This is a genomic window from Aquabacterium sp. (assembly GCF_034003525.1).
Lineage (GTDB): Bacteria > Pseudomonadota > Gammaproteobacteria > Burkholderiales > Burkholderiaceae_C > Aquabacterium.
This window is the reverse complement of the sequence record NZ_JAVEYN010000054.1, coordinates 1-3,903: the sequence shown is the minus strand read 5'-3', so window position 1 is coordinate 3,903 and position 3,903 is coordinate 1. Positions and strand designations below refer to the sequence as shown.

The 3,903-nt window shown below is 63.4% G+C and carries 3 protein-coding genes; all 3 read left to right on the top strand.

The window, feature by feature from the left end; all coding sequences use genetic code 11:
- Window positions 1–175 precede the first annotated feature (175 nt).
- A complete protein-coding gene (locus tag RBT42_RS16430; RefSeq protein WP_047349557.1) occupies window positions 176–1,180 on the top strand; it encodes a sodium:calcium antiporter in 1,005 nt (334 codons plus the stop codon).
- Between the two features lie 236 nt (window positions 1,181–1,416).
- On the top strand, window positions 1,417–2,901 hold the full coding sequence (locus RBT42_RS16425) for a SulP family inorganic anion transporter (RefSeq protein ID WP_300157446.1): 1,485 nt from the start codon (window positions 1,417–1,419) through the stop codon (window positions 2,899–2,901).
- An 18-nt stretch (window positions 2,902–2,919) separates the two neighbouring features.
- Window positions 2,920–3,774 (top strand): universal stress protein, encoded by an 855-nt coding sequence (locus RBT42_RS16420; RefSeq protein ID WP_047349576.1) that lies wholly within the window; start codon window positions 2,920–2,922, stop codon window positions 3,772–3,774.
- Window positions 3,775–3,903: the final 129 nt, after the last annotated feature.

Genomic DNA, 3,903 nt, shown 5'->3' with positions numbered 1-3,903 from the left:
TCGGCCAAGATTCGTCATTGAACGGCTTGCTGCAGATGTCCGGTTTGCTGACTATCACCCCAGAATGAGAGTCAGAGCCCGGCTACAACAGTCACAGCTCTTAGGTCCACGTCGGGACTAATGCAGATGCGGATTGTGGATGAATGCCCCCGCCTCGACTATGCTGAGGTCAATCATGACCAGTTCGGCACTTGTTTGGATCGAGTTCATTGCCTGCATGGCGTTGATCGGCGTGGCAGGCTCACGCTTGATTCGCTACGGGGACGCGATCGCGGAATTGGCCGGACTGTCCCGCAGTTGGGTCGGGCTGATCCTGGTCGCCACAGTCACCTCCTTGCCCGAGCTCGTCACGGGTTTGAGCGCCGTCACCGTCGCGCAGGCCCCCGACATCGCCGTGGGCGACGCGCTGGGCAGCGCCGTGTTCAACCTCACCATTCTGGCGTTTGTCGATGTGTTCTACCGCAAAGAGTCGGTCTACGCCATTGCCAGCCGTGGGCATGTGCTGTCAGCCAGTTTGGGCGTCATGTTGTTGACGGCCGCGGCCTTGATCCTGACGTTGAGCACGCAAAAGAGCATGCCGAGCCTGGGACACATCAGTGTGGGCAGCGTGGTGTTGATGGGCCTGTACACCTTGGCCATGCGGCTCATCTATGTGAATGAGCAGCGTCACCATCAAGCCGCCGCCGCGACAGCGAGCAGCCTGAGCCTCAAGTCAGCCCTCATGGGCTACGCAATGGCAGCGGTGGTGATCGTCGGCAGCGGCATCTGGCTGCCGCTGCTGGGGGTGGAATTGGCGCGCATCATGGGGTGGTCCAACTCGTTCGTAGGCACCTTGTTCGTGGCCATGGCCACGTCCGTGCCTGAAGTGGCCACCACGGTGGCAGCATTGAGGATCGGCGCGGTGGACCTGGCGATCGGCAACCTGCTGGGCAGCAATCTGTTTGACGTGCTCATCCTGGCGGTCGATGATGTGGCCTACCGGGCGGGGCCGCTTTACGAGCTGGTCTCGCCGCTCCACACCGTGTCGGCCTTGACGGCGGCCACGATGAGTGGGGCGGTCGTGGTGGCCTTGGTCTTTCGACCTGCGTCGCGTGTCCTGCGTCTGGGCAGTTGGGCCAGCGTTGTGCTGCTGACGCTGTATTTGCTGAACGCGTTTGTGCAGTTCTGGCATGGCCGCTGACAGGCGCAAACAGCACCGCCTATAATTTCTGCATGCTCTTGCCCAGCCCACACGCGCAGACTGCACTGGAGTGCACCCCGGTGGGGCAACTGGCGCGCGGCTATTTCTTCTCGGTCACACCGCCCTGAGTCGGCGGGCCCGGCATGCGGGATGCATGCCGACGCCGAGCACCTTTCCTCTGAGTTTTCAGCCTGGCCGCATGCTGCGCCCCGGCACGTTTCCCTATTGATTCCCTTATGACCATCTCATTGCGCGAGCAGTGGCTGGGCAACATCCGAGGCGACCTGCTCGCAGGTCTCGTCGTTGCCCTGGCCCTCATTCCCGAAGCCATCGCCTTTTCCATCATCGCGGGCGTCGACCCCAAGGTGGGGCTGTACGCCTCCTTCAGCATCTCCGTCATCATCGCCATCGCCGGTGGACGACCCGGCATGATCTCGGCCGCCACCGGCGCCATGGCCCTGCTGATGGTGACCCTGGTCAAGGACCATGGTTTGCAGTACCTGCTGGCCGCCACCGTGCTCACGGGCGTCTTCCAGATCATCGCGGGCCTGTTCAAGCTGGGCAACCTGATGCGATTCGTGTCGCGTTCGGTGGTCACGGGCTTTGTCAACGCCCTGGCCATTCTGATCTTCCTGGCGCAACTGCCCGAGTTGACCAATGTGACCTGGCATGTGTACGCCATGACGGCGGCCGGTCTGGCCATCATCTATGGCTTCCCGTATCTGCCGGTGGTGGGCAAGGCCGTGCCTTCGCCCCTGGTGTGCATCGTGGTGCTGACCGGGGTGGCCATGGCCCTGGGCCTGGACATCCGCAATGTGGGCGACATGGGTGAGCTGCCTGACAGCCTGCCCATCTTTTTGCTGCCCGATGTGCCCTTGACCTTGGAAACGCTGCAGATCATTGCGCCGTACTCCCTGACCCTGGCCGTGGTGGGACTGCTGGAATCGATGATGACGGCCTCCATCGTGGACGACCTGACCGACACGACCAGCGACAAGAGCCGTGAATGCGTGGGGCAGGGCCTGGCCAACATCGGCACCGGTTTCATCGGCGGCATGGCCGGTTGCGCCATGATCGGGCAGTCGGTCATCAACGTGAAGTCCGGTGGGCGCGGGCGTTTGTCCACCTTCATGGCGGGCATCTTCCTGCTCATCATGGTGGTGTTCCTGGGGCCGTGGGTGAGCCAGATTCCCATGGCTGCCCTGGTGGCCGTGATGATCATGGTCAGCATCGGCACCTTCAGCTGGGACTCCCTGCGCAAGCTGCGTGAGCACCCGCCCAGCTCCTCCGTGGTGATGTTGGTCACCGTGGTCGTCACCGTGTCCACCCACGATCTGGCCAAGGGCGTGTTCGCCGGCGTGCTGCTCAGTGCCGTGTTCTTTGCCAACAAGGTCGGTCGCCTGATGCAGGTGAAGTCGCAAGCCCAAGACGACGGTCAGACGCGGGTCTACACCGTCACCGGTCAGGTGTTCTTCTCGTCGGCCGATCGCTTTGTCGACAGCTTCGATTTCAAGGAGGCGGTGCGCCAGGTGCGCATCGACGTCAGCCGCGCGCATTTCTGGGACATCACGGCCGTGAGCGCTCTGGACAAGGTGGTGCTCAAGTTCCGACGCGAGGGGGCCCAGGTTGAGGTGATGGGCCTGAATGAGGCCAGCAAGACGATGGTGGACCGCTTTGGTCTGCACGACAAAGACGGCGCCGAATTGCCCTTGGGCCACTGATCAGCACAGGAGATGAACATGAAAAACGTGATGGCTTGTGTGGATGCACAAGGGAACCCGGCGGCCGTGTGTGACGGTGCGATCTGGGCCGCGAAAGCGCTCGGCGCCTCGCTGACCTTTTTGCATGTGCTGGACCGGCACCCCGAAAAGGCCCCTCAATCCGATTTCAGCGGACAGATCGGCCTGGGTGCGCAAGAGGGGCTGCTCAGTGAGCTGGCGGAACTGGACGCCCGCCGCAGCGTGCTGGCGCAGGAGCAGGGGCGTCAGATCCTGGAAGGCATGCGCCAGCGCGCCACGGCGGATGGGGTGAGCGAGGTGCAGATCCGCCAGAGGCACGGTGAGCTGGTGGAGTCGGTCGTCGACCTGGAGGCCGAGGTCACGCTGACGGTGATGGGGCGCCATGACCATGCCACCGTGGCGGGGCGGCACCTTGATCACCATGTGGAGCGCGTGATCCGCAGCACGGCCAAGCCGGTGCTCTCGATTCCAGGGCAGACGTTCGAGACGCCACGGAGCTTTGCGCTGGCGTTCGACGGCAGTGACACTGCGCGTCGCATGCTCGGCCAGGTGGGGCAGAGCGTCTGGCTCAAGGCGCTGGCGTGCACCCTGGTGTTCGTGGGGTCGTTGGACGCCGCCATGCAGGCAGAGCTCGATGCCGCGACCGCGCAGCTGCGAACCCAGGGCTTCACCGTTGGCATCGCCGTACTGGAGGGCAGCGTCGAGCGGGTACTGCCGCAGCATCTGTCGGCGCAAGGCCTGGGCATGCTGGTGATGGGGGCCTATGGCCATTCACGCATCCGGCAGCTGATTGTGGGCAGCAGCACCACAGCGCTGCTGCGTACCAGCAGCGTGCCTGTGCTGGTGCTTCGGTAACCCTGCCAATGCTGCTGATCTGGCTTCGTACCCGGTCAGCAGCATTGTGTTCTGCGGGGCTTTACGGGCGGCTTGGTACTGCATAGAAGTCATTCATGCTGGGAGCCTGACCGTCAGCTCAGGGTCGAT

Excerpts from the sequence above, each read along its gene's own strand:
- RBT42_RS16430 (WP_047349557.1), top strand. The coding sequence starts at position 176 with ATGACCAGTTCGGCACTTGTTTGGATCGAGTTCATTGCCTGCATGGCG.
- RBT42_RS16425 (WP_300157446.1), top strand. The coding sequence starts at position 1,417 with ATGACCATCTCATTGCGCGAGCAGTGGCTGGGCAACATCCGAGGCGAC.
- RBT42_RS16420 (WP_047349576.1), top strand. The coding sequence starts at position 2,920 with ATGAAAAACGTGATGGCTTGTGTGGATGCACAAGGGAACCCGGCGGCC.